Genomic DNA, 19,155 nt, shown 5'->3' on the forward strand with positions numbered 1-19,155 from the left:
TTTATTTTTTATTTAGTAAACAATAACTGATAATTGCAACAAAGTTAACTCATTATCGTTGCGATCTGCGCACTTATACTGCAAAAATTCAGCCATGCGGCAGCTCCGGGTTATAAGATTTTGTTACTTATCGCCACCGGTGCTTCGATCAGAAATTGGTAAAGTAATTGGTAAATACCAGGTCGAACAGATGCACATTCGCCTTTTTGGTTTGCAGGTAGGCGCCGGGTACCGGCACTTTGTTCAGTTCCCGGAAGAGCACCTGCCTGGTATTAAAAAAAGTTCCGAGTAACCGGTTGATCGTTTTCACCGTTTCGAGGTATTGCCGGTGTTTGGTTTCATTGTTCAGGCAAAACTGATCATGATCCAGCATTGCTGTGCCGTTGAGGCCCAGGAAATCGGTAACCACGATGCTGTGCCAGGGCATCAGAACGCTCAGGAGGATATGTATTTTAAATAATCCGCGCCCCTCCTTTGAAGTACAGTCGAGGTAATAACAGAATTTATTATGAAAAAGATCCGTACGGTCATTCAGTTCATATCTTGTTAAACCGGCAGCAAGTGCTTGCCGGAATGCTTCCCACTGCTCTCCCAATGCTTCTTTCAGAGCCCGAACTGATCGTTTACGCCGGGCATACACCTCCTCATATTCCTGTCGGTCTACCAGTGGTGTAAGGCCTTTAGGGTAGTGGTTATAAACCTCTTTTAAAAAAGACGAAGTGTTCATTTTAAAACACTGGTTGCTGAAATAAATAAATTATATTAAAATAACATGTGTCATTACTATTAACAGTATCAAATTTATTAAAAAAAATTAGCAAAAAATAACACATAATATAATTTAATATATATATATTTTACATACTGCTGTTATCCATTGTGGCTGGGGGAATTTGCTATTTTTCCAACTGCGGCTTTCTGCGAATTTTATCTGCTTTGTGCACTTTTAACTATAAAATAACGTATATTTAACAAACCTCTACTTTTTTAAATTAAAACCAATTTGCATGAAGAGAATGATCGCATTGCGTATGGCAGCCTTGTTTTTAGCATGGTCTCCACTCCTGCTCTGGGCTCAACAGCAGCAGATCCAGGGCTCTGTTAAAAATGAATCCGGTGAGCCGGTTGCCGGAGCCACCATTCTTCAAACAGGTACCAGGAATGCCGTCGCATCAAATGATGATGGAAGCTTTTCCCTCCAGATAACTGGAAACGACGCGGAACTGGAAGTTTCTGCTGTTACTTATGCCCGGCAAAAGATAGCTGTTGGAAATAACACATTTATTACCATCACACTCATCCCGGATGGCAAGGCCATCATGGAAGAAGTGGTGGTTACAGCATTGGGAATCGGTAAAAAACAGCGAGCGGTTGGTTACGCTACGCAGTCCGTATCCGGACAAAATCTTACGGTTGCTAAGCAGCAAAATGTAATTGGTGCCCTGGCAGGAAAAATATCCGGGGTGCAGGTATCCGGCTCTTCGGGTGCAAGCATGGGGGGTACTCAAAAAATTCAGATAAGAGGTGTTAATTCTGTTACAGGAAATGGCGAACCGCTGATCGTGGTAGACAATACACCAATCTCCAACACAAATTATAGTGATAAAAATGGATCTGATTATGGAAACCTGGCACAGGACATCAATCCGGATGATATTGAATCGGTGAACGTTCTGAAAGGCCCGGCCGCATCTGCCCTATATGGTTTGCGTGGTCAGTTTGGAGTCATTATGATCACGACAAAAAAAGGAAGCAAAAGTGCGAACAAGCCGGTTGTCAACTTCAGCTCCACTTATTCAATAGAAAAAGCAGCAAATTTTTTGCCCTTACAGAATCTGTATGGCGCAGGCTCCAGCCTGAACTTTCCCACGATCGACATAAACGGTGTAGAAACAAAATATGTGGATGGAAGCTGGGATGAAAGCTGGGGACCAAAAATGGATGGCACACCGGTAAGACAACAATATAGTTTTTATCCTGCCGACCCCGATTTTGGCAAAGCAACTCCTTTCATTCCGCACCCGGACAATATCAAGGACTGGTTCGAGACAGGACATACCTGGAACAACAATGTTTCTGTTGCCGGAGGCGGTGCCAATACTACATTCCGCCTGTCATACAACCATACAGATATAAAAGGAATTGAGCCAAATACCTATCTAAAAAGGAACAATATCACGTTCAATGGCTCCCTGAACATCACTTCCAAACTGGTCGTCTCCACTGGGATCAATTATGCCGACAATAAGGGACAGCGCCCCGCACAGGGATATTATAACGGAACACGTAATATGTACCAATGGTTTGAACGCAACCTGGATATGAAAAAACTAAAACAGTACAAATATCCTGATGGCACTTTCTATCATTGGAACCTGAATGATCCTAATGATGAAGGCATTTATGAAGACATGAAACCGATCGACTGGAACAATCCTTATTTTGAAGCTTATGAAAATCCTTCACACGATAGCCGCAGCCGGTACTGGGGTAATATCGGTTTAACGTATACAATTTTTCCGGGACTACAGGTGAGTGGTTTCGTACGCAAAGACGCCTATGTTCAGAACATCGATACCCGTAATGCGGAAGGGGGCCGGTACCTGCCAAGTTTCACCATCGGCAAATACGAAAACAATGAAATGAACTACGAGTTCATGGCACAGTATAACAGAGACTTTGGTAAGTTATCTCTCAACGCTAACCTGGGAGGTAATATCCTAACGCAAAAATACACCTATCTCTATCAGGGAACTGTAGGTGGATTTGTAACACCGGGATGGTTCAATATCCAGAATTCTGTAGAACGACCTTTTGTAGAGAACATCCTTAACAGAAAGGAAATAAGAAGTGCTTTTGGTTCTGTGTCCCTGGGCTACGACAAAACCTACTATATTGACGCTTCACTACGCAATGATATTTCCTCGGCGCTTCCGCTCAAAAACAACTCCTATTGGTATCCGTCTCTTTCAGGAAGCTTTGTATTCAGCGAATTAATGAAATGGCAGGCCCTTTCATTTGGTAAGTTGCGGTTGAGCTTTGCCCAGGCAGGATCGGATCTCCCTATTTACAAAACAGCACCATTTTATGAGCTGGGCAACCCATACGAAACAAATTATCCGATGTTCATACCGGATCAGCTCGCTAACCCGAACCTCAAACCTTCGTTGGGCACTGCATATGAAGCGGGCCTGGAACTGAACTTTTTAAAAAACCGCCTCGGGTTCAATGTCACCTATTACAATCAGCAAAATAAAAATGCAGTGGTAGTACTGGACATACCGGGAGGAAGCGGATATACCAGTCAGGTAATCAATGCAGGGTTGATCCAGAACAGGGGGATTGAGCTCACATTGAACGCTGTTCCTGTAAAAACAACTCACTTTAACTGGACAAGCGTGGTGAATTTTGCCCGTAATAAAAGTATGATTAAAAAACTGGCGCCCGGTTTGTCCACGTTGGTATTGGATCAAAACCGGTACTCAAGTGTTGACATGTTCCTGCTTGCTAACGAAAACGAAGCTTTTGGTTCCTTAGTGGGCAACGCCTATCAACGCGATGCCAATACTGGCAAGATATTGCTGGATGATCAGAATTTACCCTTATATGAACAAAATCACAACTTCGGATCCGTACTTCCACGCTTCACTGGTGGCTGGCAAAATACTTTCCGGTATAAAAACATACTGTTAAGCGCTATGATCGACTTCCAGTCTGGCGGGCAATTCTTCAGCTGGACGCAGATGCTGGCAGTAAAATCCGGACAAGCCGCTATAACAGCTGCCACAAACGAGAATGGTAAAAACATACGCGATCCGTTAGATCAGGGAGGTGGCATAAAGGTAACCGGTATATCAGCTGCAACGGGTGAAGAAGTAACGGCTTATGTAAACGCCCGCACATATTATCGAAACCGGTTGGGAACTCAGATATATGAAGAGTGGCTCTATGACGCTTCTTACATTAAACTAAGGGAATTAAGCCTTGGATACAGCTTTACAAAAGAGCAGTTTGCGCGTATGCCTTTCTCTGCTGTTACCTTGTCGCTGATTGCCCGAAATCCGGCTATGATCTGGCAAAAAGCGCCGAAAGGGCTTAATCCTGATGAACTTTCTACAGGAGCTTCATCCCTCAACTGGTTAGAAACAGGCCAGTTGGCGACCACACGCTCCTACGGTATCAGTTTAAACATCACATTTTAAAAAACTGCAAGATGAAAAAAGTCATTCGATATATTCTGCTTATACCTGCAGCCAGCCTGATTTTTACGGGATGTACGAAATTCAGTGACGACTTCAACACAAGTCCCAATCAGCCTACAAAAGCATCTAATCCGCAATTACTCACCTATGCGATAACGCAATTGCAGTATACACTGGAAACGCCTTATTCTGTACTTTATGCCCAGCAGTTATCTGACAAGATCTATACAGATAACTCGCGTTACACTACTACAAATTTCGATTTCTACTGGATCTATTCCGGGCCGTTGATCAACCTTGAAGCCATTCTTAAGAGTGACATAAAGAATGATGAAAATGGATCAGAAGCAAATCAATATGCCGTTGCAAGAATTCTTAAAGCTTATTATTTTTGGTATGCCACAGACCGTTGGGGAGACATTCCCTATTCAGAGGCGCTGAAAGGCGAAGATAAATTCACTTATAAATACGACAGTCAAAAGGATATCTACGATGCCCTTTTTAAAGAACTGAAGGCTGCTGCTGCCCAGATCGATAATGGCAAAGGCGTAACCGGGGATATTCTTTATAACGGTGAAATGGAAAACTGGCGCAGATTTGCCAATTCGATCCGCCTGTTGATGGCATTGCGATTGTCAAAAGTTGACGCTGAGAGAGGGAAAGCAGAATTTACAGACGCATTAAGTTCCGGTGTTTTTACAGACAATGATCAAAGCGCGGTTTACCGGCATTTGCCGGAATCCACCAACGAAAACTACTGGTACAATGTTTTTGATGTGCTGAACAGGAAATGGTATTGCATCAGCGAGCCCCTGGTCAATTATATGAAACCACTTGGTGACCCACGCTTAAAGACCTTTGCCGATCCCACCGCCAGTAATGGTGAATACGTAGGCATGCCTTACGGATTGGAAGCCAATGCAGCAGGCAATATTCAGGCGGCCAATGTATCGTTCCTTGGCGCCAAGATGAGGCAGCAAGACGCCCCCTCCTACCTTGTCACCTACCCTGAGGTGTTGTTTGCCATCGCAGAAGCTGCAAAAACCGGATGGATACCAGGCGGTAATGCGGAAGCCGGAAACAACTATAAGCTGGCAGTTGAAAACTCAGTAAAACAATGGAACAATAATGACGAAACTGGGCTGAGTACCTTTATGAACCAGCCCTCCGTAAAATACAGCAGCGCAGGGGCTTTAAAACAGATCGGGTACCAGAAATGGGTTCACTTATATTTAAATGGCTATGAAGCCTGGGCTGAATGGAGGAGGACCGGCTATCCGGTGTTATCGCCTGCACCCGACAACAACAATATTCCCATCCCCAGAAGACAGGGCTATCCCACCAAGGAGCCCAATATAAACTCGGTCAACTACAAAGCAGCTGTTGCTGCCCAGCCGGGCCTGAACGGGAAAGATGATCTTACAGGCAGGGTATGGTGGGACAAGCCTTAATTCTTCGCAAAGGTTATACCAGGTAGCATTACCTGTACCTGTGTACAGCGAAGATTCCGGAGAACAGCAAAATCCAGGCACTGTAGGACCCACTGACTGGATTTTGCGTATCCGCCTGTTTTTGTTTCCCGGATATTGGGCGATAACACCCGTTTTCACTGTTGCAGGGTACTTTCATTAACACAGGCCCGGCAAAACCGCCTATCGCTTATTTTTAAAAAACACCTTCATCAGTGCTGCACATTCCTGCTCCAACACGCCGGTAACGACCTCTGTTTTGGGATGGAACGGCGAAGTACCGGGTTTTACACGGCTAAATCCATTCTTTACATCCGAAGCACCCCATACCACCCGGCGGATCTTGCTCCAGTACAGCGCGCCGGCACACATCACGCAGGGCTCTACCGTAACAAAAAGCGTTGCGTCCGGCAGGTATTTAGCACTGAGGTAACTGAAGGCGGATGTTAAGGCGATCATTTCCGCATGTGCCGTGGGGTCATTTAGTTTTTCCGTCATATTATATCCCCGGGCAATGATCCGGTCCTGCTGCACTACTACTGCACCAATGGGAATCTCCTCCTCCTCAAATGCCCGTTGTGCTTCTTTAAGGGCCTGCTGCATAAAATATTCGTCTGTCATCCTTGTGCTTTAAAAGGATAAAATTAGAAATAAGAACCGAGAATTGACAGACTCCGACTCCGGGAGTTTAATTTTCCCTACCTTGTATTTTAAATTGAGAACACAGCCGTTGCAGCCGAAGAACCGGTGTTGCAACCGATAAATAAAACAAGATGACATTTCCCAAACAAAAGCTGGAAGAAAAATTTAATGAGGTATATCAACGGCTGAACAGTCAGCAACGCATTGCGGTGGACACGCTGGACGGGCCCGTAATGGTGATTGCAGGCCCCGGCACCGGTAAAACACAGATCCTGGCCGCCCGGATCGGGAAAATACTGCTGGAAACCGACGCCCTCCCGGAAAATATCCTTTGTCTTACTTACACCGATGCCGGTGTGGTGGCCATGCGCAAACGTCTGCAGCAGTTTATCGGCGCGGATGCCTATAAAGTAAGCATCTATACCTTCCATGCTTTTTGTAATGATGTCATCCAGGACAACCTTTCGCTTTTTGAAAAAAATGCGCTCGATCCGGTCTCGGAGCTGGAACGGATCGAATATTTTAAAAAACTGATCGATGCCTTCCCTAAAAGCCATCCGTTAAAGCGCTACCGGGGTGATGTGTATTTTGATGCGCCCCATCTGCAACAGCTGTTCTCTGTGATGAAACGCGAAGGCTGGAGTCCCGCCTTTATCAATGAAAAGATCGATGCCTATATCCATGATCTTCCGAACCGTGATGAATACATCACCAAACGGGCCACAAAGGATTTTAAAAAGGGGGATCTCCGCACCGATAAGATTGCAGAGGCCACCGAAAAAATTGAAAAGCTCCGTGCCGCGGTCAATGAATTTGACACCTTTCAGCAGTTAATGAACGAAAAGCGCCGGTATGATTTTGATGATATGATCAACTGGGTCATCCGCGTATTTCAAGAAAATGAAGCTTTGCTGCGCACTTACCAGGAGCGGTATCAATATATTCTTGTAGACGAGTTTCAGGATACCAGCGGTACACAGAACCGGATCGTACAGCTGCTGATCAACTACTGGGAACAGCCCAATGTATTTGTGGTGGGGGATGACGACCAGAGCATCTATCGTTTCCAGGGTGCCAATGTCCAAAATATGCTGGATTTTGCGCAGCAATACCAGGAGGCTTTAAAAACGGTCGTGCTGACCGATAACTACCGGAGCATACAGCCCATTCTGAATGTATCCAAATCCGTCATATCCAAAAATACGGAGCGGCTGGTGAACCAGCTTCCCGGTCTGAGCAAGGAACTGGCTGCTGCCAATGCCGCCATCAGCCACCTTGTTACGCTGCCGGTGCTGACCGAATATAACAGCGAAAAAGAAGAAATGGCCGGCATTTGCATGGAGGTCGACGCGCTGGTAAGGGACGGGATACCTCCCGGCCGTATCGCGGTTATCTATAAGGAAAATAAATACGGGGAAGAACTGGCCAATTACTTCCGGCTGATGCAGGTGCCGGTATTCAGCAAACGACCTATTAACCTGCTGCAGGATGCCTTTATTAAAAAAGTCATCACCATCCTCCGTTATCTGAATGCGGAACATGATATTCCCTACGGAGGAGATGAGCTGTTATTTGAATTATTACACTACGATTTTTATAAGATCCCTCCGATCGAGATTGCCAAACTTACGGTGCAAGTCAATAACCGGCAGTTCAAGGGGGAAGCCACTTCCCTGCGCCGGCTGCTGGCTGAAAAGGCGAATACGCCCCCAAAAGATCTGTTTGACACCGGCATCCATCCGCAGCTGAAACAGTTCAGTACTGCTTATGAACAGCTGATCGCAGATGTATCCAACCTCACATTGCAGCAATTGGTGGAAAGCGTTATCCGCAATGCCGGTGTGCTGGCTTATATAATGCAGCATGCTGAAAAGGTTGAACTGATGCAGTACCTCTCGGCCTTTTTCGACTTTGTAAAAGAAGAGAACAGCCGGAACCCGGCCTTTAGCCTCGACGGGCTGATCAGTATCATCGACCTGATGGAAAAAGAAGGGCTGCCGCTTTCCATGATGCGCACCATCGGTAATGATAAAGGCGTGAACCTGCTGACCGCACACGGAAGCAAGGGACTGGAATTTGAATATGTATTCCTGGCGGGTACCAATGCTTCCTACTGGGAAAAAAAGAAAAGTTTCCCTGCGATCTTCAAACTGCCCGACACGATCTTCAGTTCCCAGCCGGATGGCGATTCCGTTGAGGAACTGCGGCGTGTGTTTTATGTGGCACTTACTAGGGCAGAGCAACACCTGCAGATCTCCTGGTCGAAGCGCAACAGCGCCGGGAAGGAGCTGGAACCTTCCATGTTTATTGCGGAGATCCTGGAGCAGCATGATTTTCAGCCGCAATCCCGTTCCCTGTCTGAAGAGGAGATGACGCGCTTCCGGCTGTTGCAGTTCACGGCACAGGCACCTTCCATTGAACAGCGGGAGGAAGATTTTATCACACCGCTGGTGGATAAATTTGTAATGAATGTAACCGCGCTTAATAATTACCTGAACTGCCCGCTGCGGTTCTATTACCAGAACCTGATCCGCATCCCCTCCGGCAAAAATGAGAATACGGAATTCGGAAGTGCCATTCACTTTGCCCTGGAGCGCTTCTTCCGGAAGATGAAGGAAGAGCCATTCAATAATTTCCCGTCCGTGCAGGCACTTTACGAAGATTTTAAATGGTACATGCAGCGCCACCGGCAGAACTTTACCCGTGAATCGTTTAAACGCCGTATGGAACAGGGCGGAATTATCCTGCCGGAATATTATAACAATTATATCGATGCCTGGAACAAGGTAGTGGTAGTGGAGCTGAACATCAAAAATGTGGTGGTAGACGGCGTACCATTAAAAGGAAAGCTGGATAAACTGGAGTTCAATGGCAAGGATGTGAATGTAGTGGATTATAAAACCGGAAGCGTGAAATACGCGCGGGCAAAGCTGCAGCCGCCCTCTGAAAAAGAGCCCAACGGGGGAGATTACTGGCGGCAGGCTGTATTTTACAAATTGCTGGTGGACCATTATGAAGCCAAGAGCTGGACGGTTGCGAGCACTGAGTTTGATTTTATTGAACCGGATGAAAAAAAGAATTTTATCAAACAAAAGGTCGTTATCCTGCCGGAGCATCTAGAAATTGTACGCCGGCAGGTACGGGAGACCTGGCAGCACATTCAAAACCGCGAATTCTACAAGGGCTGTGGCAAAGAAGACTGCCACTGGTGCAATTTTGTAAAAGACAACGGCCTGTATAACCACCTGGAAGCAATGGAGGAGGAAGAGGAATAGCGTTTCCTTACCCGTTAATGTTCCGTGATCCGGTTGAGTGTAATGTCGTTAAGATGCATGCGTATGTATTCGGGTAACCCCGGGCTTCCCAGCGGAAGATCCACTGAAATCTTTTCAAAATCCTGTACCCGTTTTACACGGTCAAAGATCTCATACAAGGCAATGGGCTCTTCATTAAAACTCACACAGGTGCTCACAAAATTCATCTGTTCCACACAAAAACTCTTATAGCGCAGTTTTTCAGATGCATCTTTCAAACGTCCGATAAAGTGACGTTGCCGAATGAACGTGGTACTATTCATAATGATAAAGACATACTCACCGTAAGAAGTTATTTTCCCATAATACATGTGATTATCCTTTCCGGTCCGCTCAACAAAATATTCATCACCTGATTTATAAATTTCCATCGCTGAACGCCAGACCCTTTCTTCCGCCGGTTTATCTGTTGTTAAGGGAAGGTTCCGGTTATAACAATACCAGTATCCCACCAAGTGATCCAGTAAAACATTATTTGCAACACCCAGCGGGATATTGATCTTTAATTCGTGAAAGCTAAAACTGGCCGCAGTGTTATTGATAAAATCAATATAACTTTCATATCCCAGTGCGCGTGCTATACCCCCAAGTTTGGAAAAATTGGGGCTGCTGATTCCTGCTGCCGGTTTACCGGATTTCCAGGGTTTTAACCTCCGGATGATCAGGTGTTCATAGAGATAATGATCGCCCAAAGCGGTATCCCTTCGCATGCTGGTTTCCTTTTTTTGCTGCAGCCGGAGGCGCAGCTCTTCTGAAACACCCGCCCATTCTGCCTTTGAAACAGCAGCCCATTCATTCTTTTTCAGAAAATAAACAGCCATGTAATTCATCAGCCGCTCGAGATCCTGTAATGCTTCTCTGGTCAAAATAATACGATTTTAATACTAAAATACATCTTCTTACGACAAATCCAATACAGGAGCATTCTGGGCATTCCACAACTTTACAGTATAAAACACTACAGTATGAAAACCATAATCGAAATGCCCGTTCATATGTCTCCGGAAAAAACCTTGCTCTGGCAACGGATCCGTGACTTTACACTCGATAACAACGAAGCCGCGCTGCCTTTCTCGCGAAAACTGGCCCGTGAGCAGCATTGGAGTTACAGCTTCACAAGCGGTGCCATAGAAGAATACCGCAGGTTTATTTTTCTTTGCTGTATCGCTCCTCGGGGAGCATCTCCTTCAACTATTGTGGATAAGGTCTGGCACCTGCACCTCCTCTACACACAGAATTACTGGGAGGACTTCTGCAAAAAAACACTCGGTCGTAAATTACATCATCATCCTTCCGGTGGCGGCACAGACGAGAACAAAAAGCATGCAGATTGGCGCAAAACAACCCTGGAGCTCTATCGCAGCACATTCGGAATTGATCCGCCAGCGCTTTATTGGGACGATACCTCCAATAAAACAGCACAAAAGACCCGCAGGCCAGGAACCTGGAAGCTGGTGATCTGCTGTTGTTTATTATTGCTGCTGGCAGGCTGCAACAACCTGATAAGCACCATTGGTCCTGTTATGGGAATCGGGTTCCTACTGTTTTTCGGAGGCCTGATACTTGCTTCGCTCTCCGAAAACAAAAGTACAGATGCGGGAAAAAAGAAAACGGATGATACGGGTGGCGGCTGTAGCGGGGGAGGCAGTAGTTGCAGCAGCGGTTGCGGAGGTGGAGGAGGCTGCGGAGGCGGATGTGGTGGGTGTGGTGGTGGATGCGGTGGCGCTTAACTCAATAAATACAATGCATACTAACAAATTATACTACCTACGTACTATGGGGTATGGACTCATCTATCTGGCAGTTCCCTGTCTGGTCATCGAAGTCATTTTCCGGAAATGGTTCCCTTATTCTCTCACAGGCAAACAATTTCTGATTTTTTACATCATTCATATGGTCACCGGACTGCTAATCCTTTACCGGGTCCGGAGATCATTCAATGGCAACAGGCTTTCATTTTTGTTCCTCAGTATTTCAACAATTCTTGCCGGGGCACGTATAATACAGGGTCTCAGCCATTTAAAACCGATTGGTTATCTGGTCCTGTTAACCCTCCTGAATAGTTTTCTGCTCCTTACAGGAGATCCGGCCCCAAAAAAAGGCAACCACGGTAGAAAATAGTGGAACAGCTCCACATGGAATGGCAGAAAACTTCGAGCTCACCGCCAGGATATTCTACATAATAATAAGTACTTTTATAGTACTGAAACCAAACGACCGGTATCATGACCAATATTTTTTCCCAGGAAGGCGCTCAATTCATGATCAGCCGCATTGAACAGCTTACACCGGAAAGCCAGCCACACTGGGGCAAAATGAGTGTCGACCAGATGCTGGCGCATCTTTGTGTTATGTACGAAACGGTGTATACCGATAAGCATCCGAAGCCGGCAGGTTTTTTAAAATGGATGATGAAGACCTTTATCAAAAAGACGGTGGTGAATGCATCGCCTTATAAACGCAATGGCAGAACCGCACCGCATTTCCGGATCGCCGGTCCACGCGATTTTGAAAAAGAAAAGCAACGATTGATGGGCTATATCCGCCAGACCCGGGAACTGGGTGCTGCCCATTTTGACGGTAAAGAATCGCATTCATTCGGACCGCTCAGTGAAACAGAATGGAATAACCTGTTCTCGAAACACCTGGACCATCATTTAAAACAGTTTGGTGTTTAACTTCAATCTTCGCCAATGAAAACAATATTACTTTTCGCATTCGGCATTCTGATTCAGATTTGCCTGCCCGCGCAAACTCCGGAAGCTGGTTACAGCAAGGCCCTGGCCGACAGCCTCGGAGCGGACGCTTACGGTATGCGTATGTACCAGTTCGTTCTGTTAAAAACAGGCGACAGCACCATTACCGATAAGGATAAAGTGGCGGCGCTTTTTAAAGGACACATGGAAAATATAGGGAAACTGGTTGCCGCCCATAAACTGATCCTGGCAGGTCCGTTCGCAAAAAACCCGGAACAATACCGGGGCCTTTTCATTTTCACCACAAAAACAAAGGAAGAAACACGCACCTTACTGGAAGGAGATCCTGCAATAAAATCGGGACTGCTGAAGGCCGATATCTATGACTGGTACGGCTCTGCCGCCCTTCCGATGTATGTTCCCTTTCACAACCGGATCGAAAAAAACAAACCCTGACATGAACATTCAGGAAGCAGGTGAACTGATACAGGGATTACGGTTGCCCGCTGCTGCGCCGTTGCGCTGGGCAGATCTCGGTTGTGGCGGGGGTACCTTCACCTATGCGCTCCACGACATGCTTCCCCCCGACAGTATTATATACGCCATTGATAAGAACCAGCAGCAATTCGACGAGCCCGGGATCCGTTTTTCCCGGTTGGATTTTGAAGAACAACCGCTGCAGCTGCCTCCCCTGTCCGGCATCCTGATGGCCAATTCACTGCATTATATCAAAGACCAGCTGTCGCTGCTGAAAAGGCTCCGGCTACAGCTGGAAGAAGGCGGAACAATGGCGATCGTGGAATACGATACCAGCAACGCAAACAGATGGGTACCCTTTCCGGTGCCTCCTGCAAAAGCCGCACAACTGGCGGAACAATGCGGTTACAGGAATTTTTATCTGATGGGAAGCCGCCCCTCAGTGTATCATAGCAGCGGTATGTATGCGGCTGCTTTCTCTGCTTAAGAAACAATTCATTTTTTAACGATAAAAAATCAAGACATGCGTATTCTGAAAAAAATCCTGCTGGTAATCGTCGTCCTCATCCTGCTGGTACTTCTCGTAGCCGCATTTGTGGACGGAAAAATCAAATTCGAAAGATCCGTTGACATCAATGCACCGGTTGACACAGTGTGGACACATGTCAGCAGCCTTGCCGCCATGAACACCTGGAGTCCCTGGTTCGACAAGGATCCTGCCATGAAAAAAACAAGCGAGGGTACCGATGGTACGCCCGGGGCACGGTTTTGCTGGGAAAGCCAGAAAAAAGAGGTGGGCAGGGGCTGCCAGACCATCCGTTCATTGAACGCGCCCGCTTCCATTGAAACTGATCTTAAATTTTATACGCCTTACGAAAGCGAGGCACAGGCCTATGTAAAACTGGAGCCGGCCGGATCCGGAACCAGGGCCACATGGGGTTTTAACAGTGAAATGCCTTACCCCCTCCGGATCATCAAGCTTTTTACGAATATGGAAAAAATGATGGAACCGGATTTCACAAAAGGACTGCAGCGACTGAAAGAACAGGCAGAGCACCGCTGATCCCGTACATCATTGCCCATAGCGTCCTGCTGCCGGTCACTGTCATATACTGAATACCGTTTGAAGCAGTAAATTTATCTTTGCTGAGATCAAATACAGTTTATGCTGTTTCTGAAAAGGACACTGCTTTTTATATTGTTTTGTGGCGTTACCGCCTGCGTGCAGCCGGTAACCGAACAGGTACCGCAGCATTTCGCCGGCCAGCTGGAAACCCTGTGCCGGTTGATCACCGGCAGCCCAGCCGACAGGAGCAGGATCATACTGGCCTTTGCCGCTGTGGATCCCGCACCGCTGTTCCGCAACACGGCAGTAGCAGCCGGCGGCTATGAGGGGTTTTATCCGGACAGTATTTACAGTATTGTTACCCCACCTTCAGATCCGGACGATCTCCCTGTAACTACCGGAACCATGCAAACCTGGCGCCGGAAGGATAGCCTTTTTTATGAGATCACGTTCAACCTGAGAAGTACGTATAAAATGACGCCATCCGGCACCGTGCTGTTTGAGCAAACAGCGAACGGGCCCCAGTTGTCCTTTCCCGAATTGAACCGGCTTTTTGGAAAAGAACATTCCCTCTTCCCGGCAGGTATGCAGCCGAAGGAATCAAAGTATTACTACTACCGGTATACGAATCCGGAGAACCAGGGGACCGCACTTATAAAGACCCGTTCTTTTTTTACACCCGGTGCAAACTACAACAGCATCTATACGGTTACAATAATCAGCGGTATCCTGGATCCGCAACAGGACAAAAGCGGCGATACGGGAACATCTCCGTAAAACGTTTTTTTTACAGATCCGCACCCTCAGCGCTTTTCAAGATCTCTACCGGACAATCCGGTGACAATAGTTCCGGATTTTCGGGCAGCAGAAGGCATGAATAACGGCATATTAAACAAAACCGTTTTCGTTTGGTTATTACCCTTTCAGGATTTATTTTCAGGAACTCAATTTCAAACCGCATTTTATGATACATGATTATTTACTTATCTCGATAAGTGTTGTTTTAGGCGTAATGCTCCTCGTGATACTCGGGCAGAAGCTCCGCGTGGCTTATCCCATCTTCCTGGTCATTGCCGGACTGATGATCAGCCTCATTCCCGGGATACCGGTTTTTCAGATCAACCCGGATATTGTGTTCCTGATCTTCCTGCCTCCCATTCTTTTTGAAGCAGCCTGGTTTACTTCCTGGAGGGATTTCTGGAAATGGAAACGTCCGATCTTCCTGCTCGCTTTCGGACTGGTACTGCTTACCTCGGTGGTGGTGGCATTTGCATCCTCGGCCCTGATCCCCGGCATCACCCTTGCCATGGGTTTTTTGCTGGGAGGGATCAATTCCCCACCTGATGCGGTTGCAGCTACCTCAGTATTGAAGCATATGAAAATTCCCAAACGGGATATGACGATCCTCGAGGGGGAAAGCCTGGTGAATGATGCGTCCAGCCTGATCGTGTTCAAATTTGCCCTGGCTGCAGTAATGACAGGACAGTTTGTATTCCAGGATGCATTGAAAGATTTTTTCATCATGGCAGTGATGGGAGTGCTTACCGGGCTGGCCATCGGTTTTGTTTTTGCATGGTTACTGAACCGTATTAAGTCCAACTCCAATATTGATACAGTGCTTACGCTCATTGTTCCTTATGTTATGTACATTGTGGCAGAGCATTTTCATTTCTCCGGTGTGCTGGCGGTCGTGGCCGGCGGGCTGATGATGTCGTATCACTCCCACTGTTTTCTAAGTCATACCACACGCATACAGGCAGGCAATGTTTGGAACACCCTCATCTTCCTGATCAATGCACTCATTTTTGTGCTGATCGGACTGGAAATGCCCATCGTTATCCAGGGGATGAAAAATTATTCGATTGCCGATGGTATCAGATACGCTGTCATTCTCGGAGGCATTATTGTGGCCACAAGGATCATCTGGTGCTACCTGATCGCATTTGCTCCCCGGTGGTTCTCAAAAAAGATACGGGATAACGAACCCAGCCCCGGATGGCGGGCTCCGCTGATCATGAGCTTTGCCGCCATGCGCGGTGTGGTATCGCTTGCATCCGCCCTGGCCATCCCCTTGCTGCTTCCTTCCGGCCAGCCATTCCCCCACCGGGATATATTGCTTTTTGTCACTTTCGTGATCATTGTACTTACCCTTGTAGGCCAGGGGCTGCTGCTGCCGGTATTTATCAAATGGATGAAGATTAAGGAAATTGATGAAGTGCTGCCAAGGGAAAAACAGGAAGCCATTATACAGGCCCGGCTCAAGCATGCGGCCCTTACAGCGATGAACAGTGATTTCCAGAAACAGATCGCGCAAAATTCGCTGGTGAACCATCAGAAAAGAAAGCTGGAAACCGATCTCGAACTGCTGTCCGACAAATTACAATGCATTGCTACTTCCAGTCACCATGCAGAAGCGGCATCTGCCAATAAAGACATTGCCCGGGCACTGATCCGTGTACAGCGCGATCAGTTGCTGCGCCTGCGTCATGAACAGCAGTTTGAAGATACCGTGCTGCGGAACCAGGAAATGCAACTGGACCTGGAGGAAGCCAAGATCACCGGCTTTGAGCATTAATGGGTATCTTTATACTCCTGCTGATAATTGGCAGACATCCGGATCCTTCTGTTCTGTCGCCCGGCCGCTTTTAGCGGTAACAGGAGGCATTCGTAAACAAGTATTCTATGCTGTCGTTCCGGGAAGAAGGTATTTATTTTCCTGCGGCGGATCTCTATATAGACCCCTGGAAGCCGGTAGCCCGTGCAGTGATAACACACGGACACAGCGATCATGCCCGTCCGGGGATGGGCAGTTACCTTTGTCATACCCTCACCAAAGAGATCATCCGGCATCGTCTTGGTGCTGATATAAAGGTGCAGCCCCTGGGTTATAATGAACCCCTTCATATCAACGGCGCCACGCTGAGCTTTCATCCCGCAGGGCACATCATCGGCGCTGCACAGGTACGACTGGAGTACAAGGGGGAAATATGGGTGATCACCGGCGATTACAAACTGCACGATGACGGGGTCTCCACACCCTACGAACCGGTGACCTGTCATAGTTTCGTGACCGAAAGCACCTTCGGACTCCCTGTTTACAGCTTTCGTCCTTGTACAATCATCTATGAAGCGATCAACCACTGGTGTGCGCAAAACGCACGGGAAGGTTATAGCAGCATACTTATCAGTTATGCCCTGGGTAAGTCGCAGAACATCCTGGCAAACCTGAATCCCGATCTGGGCGTGCCGCTGCTGCATGGTGCAGTATACAATATGAACGAAGCGCTTGCAAGGGCGGGTTTATCATTTCCCGGTGAATGGCTGACCGGGGAAACACCGGGCGACCGTTTAAAAAATGCGGTCGTAGTGGCCCCTCAAAGTGTTCTGGGCACTCCATGGCTGCGGAAGCTCCAGCCCTACCGGATCGCGGTCTGCAGCGGATGGATGGCCCTGCGCGGCCCGCGGCGGCGGCTTTCAGTGGATAAAGGGTTTGCCTTAAGCGATCACTGCGATTTTGAACAGCTGAACACGGCCATCAGGGCTACCGGCGCACAGAATATTTATGTCACCCACGGCTACCAGGCAGTGTACAGCAGGTGGCTGCGGGAACAGTACGGCCTGAATGCCATCGAGCTTACCACGCATTTTGAAAACAGCGAAGAAGCCCTTACAGAAGAGGATCCAAAAACGGTCTGAATGAAAGATTTTGTAAAATTGTTCCAGGAGATCGATGCCACCACAAAGACCAATGCAAAAATAGCAGCACTGGTTACCTATTTCAATGATGCGGATCCGCAGGACCGGTTATGGGCCATTAGCTTGCTGATGGGCAACCGTCCGAAGCGACCGGTAAAGACCACCGATCTGCGCGCCTGGGTGGCAGCACTCACCAATCTTCCGTTATGGATCATTGAAGATTCCTACTATATCGTGGGAGACCTTGCAGAAACGCTGGCCCTGCTGGCCGGTAAAGGGGAAAATGCTGGTGCACCGGTTCTTACACTTACCGGCTTGCTGCAATCCCTTCAGCAGCTTGCAGGGCTGCCTCCCCTGGAACAGCAGGTGTTCATCACCCGCTTCTGGGCCGATCACAACAATGATGAGAACTTTGTTTTTAATAAACTCATCACCGGCAATTTCCGGATGGGTGTCAGCAGGCAACTGGTTATTAAAGCGCTGGCACAGTTCCTTCACCAGGATGAAAAAGCCGTGGCCCACCGGCTGATGGGAAAATGGGATCCGGCATCCGAAACGCTGGAATCACTTTTCGGGGAGCAGATCGCAGAAAACAAGGTTTACCTTCCGTATCCCTTTTTTCTTGCCTATCCGCTGGAAGGTCCGCCGGAAGCGAATCTTGGCCCTATCGGGGAATGGTACCTTGAAAAAAAGTTTGATGGCATCCGCGGACAGGTCATCGTACGCAATCATCAGGTATTTGTATGGAGCCGCGGCGAGGAACTGGTGACCGATAAGTTCCCGGAATTCGACCGGCTGAAGGAGCTCCTTCCCAATGGTACCGTAATTGATGGAGAGATCATTCCCTGGAAAGACGGGCAGGTACTTCCCTTTGCACAGATGCAGACACGCATCGGCCGCAAAAAGCTCACTGCAAAGCACCTTACGGAAGTACCGCTGATCATGATCTGTTACGATCTGCTGGAATACAATGGTGAAGATATTCGCGACAAACCACTGGAAAGGCGAAGAGCATTACTCACTTCGCTGCTGGCGCACCCGTCCGTCAATTCCGTATTGCAGTTATCCCATTTGCTTGAATTCGACAACTGGGAAGAAGCCGCGCAATTCCGCTCCCGGGCAAGAGATTTCTTTTGCGAAGGGATCATGATCAAACGGATCAACAGCCCCTATGAAACAGGGCGCAGGAGAGGCCACTGGTGGAAGTGGAAAACCGCGCCCATGACCGTGGATGCTGTACTGATCTACGCGCAAAGCGGATCCGGCAGAAGATCCAATCTGTTTACAGACTATACGTTTGCCGTTTGGGACGGGGATCAGCTCGTACCTTTTACCAAGGCGTATTCGGGACTGACGGACAAAGAGATCCTGCGGCTGGACCGCTGGGTCAAATCACACACCATCGAAAAATTCGGCCCGGTCAGGAGTGTGCAGCCGGAGCTGGTATTTGAGATCGCGTTTGAAGGCATCCAGGAAAGTAAACGCCATAAATCCGGTGTGGCACTCCGTTTTCCACGGATCCTCCGGTGGCGGGAGGACAAGCCCGCTGCGGAAGCCAATACCAAAACCGACCTGCTTGCCCTCCTGTAAAAC

General features: G+C 47.7%; 15 protein-coding genes. 12 read left to right on the forward strand and 3 right to left on the reverse strand.

Annotated elements, in window-relative coordinates; all coding sequences use genetic code 11:
• Positions 1 to 148 precede the first annotated feature (148 nt).
• The gene (locus K7B07_RS06690; protein ID WP_223708434.1) at positions 149 to 727 is read right to left on the reverse strand and encodes a hypothetical protein; all 579 of its coding nucleotides are present in this window, start codon (positions 725 to 727) and stop codon (positions 149 to 151) included.
• A gap of 280 nt (positions 728 to 1,007) precedes the next feature.
• On the opposite strand from K7B07_RS06690, the gene K7B07_RS06695 reads away from it, so the two are divergent.
• Together K7B07_RS06695 and K7B07_RS06700 are read left to right on the forward strand one after the other, a co-directional pair.
• A complete protein-coding gene (locus tag K7B07_RS06695) occupies positions 1,008 to 4,202 on the forward strand; it encodes a SusC/RagA family TonB-linked outer membrane protein (protein WP_223708435.1) in 3,195 nt (1,064 codons plus the stop codon).
• Between the two features lie 11 nt (positions 4,203 to 4,213).
• Positions 4,214 to 5,653 carry a SusD/RagB family nutrient-binding outer membrane lipoprotein gene (locus K7B07_RS06700; protein ID WP_223708436.1) on the forward strand — a complete coding sequence of 480 codons (1,440 nt, stop codon included), beginning with the start codon at positions 4,214 to 4,216 and terminating at the stop codon, positions 5,651 to 5,653.
• Positions 5,654 to 5,854: 201 nt separating this feature from the next.
• Here K7B07_RS06700 and K7B07_RS06705 read toward each other — a convergent pair whose 3' ends face one another.
• On the reverse strand, positions 5,855 to 6,292 hold the full coding sequence (locus K7B07_RS06705) for a nucleoside deaminase (RefSeq protein WP_223708437.1): 438 nt from the start codon (positions 6,290 to 6,292) through the stop codon (positions 5,855 to 5,857).
• A 152-nt stretch (positions 6,293 to 6,444) separates the two neighbouring features.
• On the opposite strand from K7B07_RS06705, the gene K7B07_RS06710 reads away from it, so the two are divergent.
• On the forward strand, positions 6,445 to 9,588 hold the full coding sequence (locus K7B07_RS06710; RefSeq protein WP_223708438.1) for an ATP-dependent helicase: 3,144 nt from the start codon (positions 6,445 to 6,447) through the stop codon (positions 9,586 to 9,588).
• A gap of 14 nt (positions 9,589 to 9,602) precedes the next feature.
• On the opposite strand, the gene K7B07_RS06715 is transcribed toward K7B07_RS06710, so the two are convergent.
• Positions 9,603 to 10,493 (reverse strand): hypothetical protein, encoded by an 891-nt coding sequence (locus K7B07_RS06715; RefSeq protein WP_223708439.1) that lies wholly within the window; start codon positions 10,491 to 10,493, stop codon positions 9,603 to 9,605.
• A gap of 99 nt (positions 10,494 to 10,592) precedes the next feature.
• Here K7B07_RS06715 and K7B07_RS06720 point away from each other — a divergent pair, with 99 nt between their 5' ends.
• The 9 genes from K7B07_RS06720 (at position 10,593) to K7B07_RS06760 (ending at position 19,152) form a co-directional block, all read left to right on the forward strand.
• On the forward strand, positions 10,593 to 11,357 hold the full coding sequence (locus tag K7B07_RS06720) for a glycine-rich domain-containing protein (protein ID WP_223708441.1): 765 nt from the start codon (positions 10,593 to 10,595) through the stop codon (positions 11,355 to 11,357).
• Positions 11,358 to 11,852: 495 nt separating this feature from the next.
• Positions 11,853 to 12,305 (forward strand): DUF1569 domain-containing protein, encoded by a 453-nt coding sequence (locus K7B07_RS06725; protein ID WP_223708443.1) that lies wholly within the window; start codon positions 11,853 to 11,855, stop codon positions 12,303 to 12,305.
• A 15-nt stretch (positions 12,306 to 12,320) separates the two neighbouring features.
• Complete coding sequence (locus tag K7B07_RS06730; RefSeq protein WP_223708445.1) at positions 12,321 to 12,779, forward strand: YciI family protein; 459 nt, start codon at positions 12,321 to 12,323, stop codon at positions 12,777 to 12,779.
• Position 12,780: 1 nt separating this feature from the next.
• A complete protein-coding gene (locus tag K7B07_RS06735) occupies positions 12,781 to 13,287 on the forward strand; it encodes a class I SAM-dependent methyltransferase (protein WP_223708446.1) in 507 nt (168 codons plus the stop codon).
• 36 nt (positions 13,288 to 13,323) lie between these two features.
• Positions 13,324 to 13,863, forward strand: coding sequence for an SRPBCC family protein (locus tag K7B07_RS06740; protein WP_223708448.1), 540 nt, complete (start codon positions 13,324 to 13,326; stop codon positions 13,861 to 13,863).
• Between the two features lie 102 nt (positions 13,864 to 13,965).
• The gene (locus K7B07_RS06745) at positions 13,966 to 14,643 is read left to right on the forward strand and encodes a hypothetical protein (protein ID WP_223708449.1); all 678 of its coding nucleotides are present in this window, start codon (positions 13,966 to 13,968) and stop codon (positions 14,641 to 14,643) included.
• 187 nt (positions 14,644 to 14,830) lie between these two features.
• The gene (locus tag K7B07_RS06750) at positions 14,831 to 16,441 is read left to right on the forward strand and encodes a Na+/H+ antiporter (RefSeq protein ID WP_223708450.1); all 1,611 of its coding nucleotides are present in this window, start codon (positions 14,831 to 14,833) and stop codon (positions 16,439 to 16,441) included.
• A gap of 107 nt (positions 16,442 to 16,548) precedes the next feature.
• A complete protein-coding gene (locus K7B07_RS06755; RefSeq protein ID WP_223708451.1) occupies positions 16,549 to 17,562 on the forward strand; it encodes a ligase-associated DNA damage response exonuclease in 1,014 nt (337 codons plus the stop codon).
• Positions 17,563 to 19,152 carry an ATP-dependent DNA ligase gene (locus K7B07_RS06760; RefSeq protein ID WP_223708452.1) on the forward strand — a complete coding sequence of 530 codons (1,590 nt, stop codon included), beginning with the start codon at positions 17,563 to 17,565 and terminating at the stop codon, positions 19,150 to 19,152.
• The last annotated feature ends 3 nt before the right edge of the window (positions 19,153 to 19,155 follow it).

The sequence above is a fragment of the Niabella beijingensis genome, from assembly GCF_020034665.1.
Lineage (GTDB): Bacteria > Bacteroidota > Bacteroidia > Chitinophagales > Chitinophagaceae > Niabella > Niabella beijingensis.